This is a genomic window from Tabrizicola sp., assembly GCF_041911175.1.
Taxonomy (GTDB): Bacteria; Pseudomonadota; Alphaproteobacteria; order Rhodobacterales; family Rhodobacteraceae; genus Tabrizicola.
On sequence record NZ_JAYRPN010000004.1, the window covers coordinates 1 to 1,517 of the forward strand.

Annotated in this window: 2 protein-coding genes; both read left to right on the top strand. The window is 69.7% G+C overall.

Annotated features, from left to right (window positions below; all coding sequences use genetic code 11):
* A partial coding sequence (locus ACE3P6_RS00280) for an FAD-dependent oxidoreductase (RefSeq protein ID WP_374390934.1) occupies positions 1-1,140 on the top strand: 1,140 nt, incomplete at its 5' end.
* Between the two features lie 128 nt (positions 1,141-1,268).
* Positions 1,269-1,517, top strand: a 249-nt coding sequence (locus ACE3P6_RS00285; protein WP_374390936.1) for an ATP-binding cassette domain-containing protein, incomplete at its 3' end; no start/stop codon positions are given.

A 1,517-nucleotide genomic window follows, 5' to 3' on the forward strand; every position in this document is an offset into this window, starting at 1 on the left:
CGGCTGAAGCAGGTGGTGCGCCACGCGCTGGTGACGGTGGAAAGCCATGTCCGCACCCCCGAGAACGCCGAAACCGTGCTGGGCGAGGGCGCGGCCGATCTGGTCTCGATCGTGCGCGGGCAGATCGCCGATCCGCATCTGGTGAACAAGGCGCTGGAGGGCCGGCCGGAGGACATCCGCGGCTGCCTGTCGTGCAACCAGATGTGCTGGGGCCGCCGGTCGCGCGACTACTGGATCAGTTGCCTGGTGAACCCCTCGGCGGGGCGCGAGTTCGAATGGGGCGGCGACCGCTTCACCCCTGCGCCCGAACCGCGCCGCGTGCTGGTCGTGGGGGGCGGGCCGGCGGGGCTTGAAGCCGCCCGCGTCGCGGCTGAACGCGGGCACCGCGTCACGCTTGCCGAGGCGTCCGACCGGCTGGGCGGGGCCTTCCGTCTGGCGGGTCTCCAGCCTCGTCGCGCCCAGATCCTCGACCTCATCGCCTGGTATGAGCGGCAACTGGCGAAGCTCGGGGTCGAGCTGCGCCTGAACACCTACATGGAGGCGCAGGACATCGGGGCAGAGGGCGCCGACGTGGTGATCCTTGCCACCGGGTCGCTGCCGGCCGAAACCGGGTTCCAGAAGGCGCTGCCCGAAACCGACAGGATGCCGGGTTGGGAAAAGGGCAATGTCTTCTCGGTGGAAGAGGTCATGTCGCGCCGTGCCCGGCTGGGCAGGCGTGTGCTCGTCCTTGACGAGAACGGCGGCTGGCGCGGCTGCGGGACGGCCTGGAAGCTGGCCGAGGACGGGCATGAGGTGACCCTGGTGACGCCCGACGCGATGGTCGGCAGGGAACTTCAGCGGACCTCGGCGGATGCGGCGCTGCGCCGGACCCTGAAGCGGCTGAACGTTCGCTTCGCGGTGGAATCGAGCGTGCTCGCGTGGCACGGCAACGCGGCGACGATCCTGTCCCATCTCGACCGCAGTGAAACCGGCATCGAGGTCGACAGCCTCGTGACCTCGACCACCAACGTGGCGATGGACCTCGTGGCCCGCGATCTGCGCGAACGCGGCCTGGCCTTCATCGAGATCGGTGACGGCGTGGCCCCGCGACAGGCGCCCTATGCGATCTATGAGGGACGGAAAGCCGCGCTGGGAATCTGACGAAGCGACCGCCGGCATGGCGTGGCAAGGGCCGGCCCGGCATGCCCGGGAAGGAAGACGGGGCCCGGGAAGGAAGGCGGGGCCCGGGAAGGAAGACGGGGCCGGAAAAGAAGACGGCGAGACGAGACATGCTGGCGACAGCGGAGGAAAGCAGGATCGCGCCGGCGACTCCCGGCGAACCGGCACTCTTGCAGATCGGGAAGGTCGGAAAGCAATATGGCGCACATGCCGTGCGTGAAGGGGTCGACCTTTCGATGCAGACCGGCGAGGTGGTGGCCATCATCGGGCCGAGCGGCTCGGGCAAGAGCACGCTTCTGCGCTGCATCAACCAGCTCGAGCCGCCGACCCGCGGCCGCGTGACCCTGGCGGGCACGGTC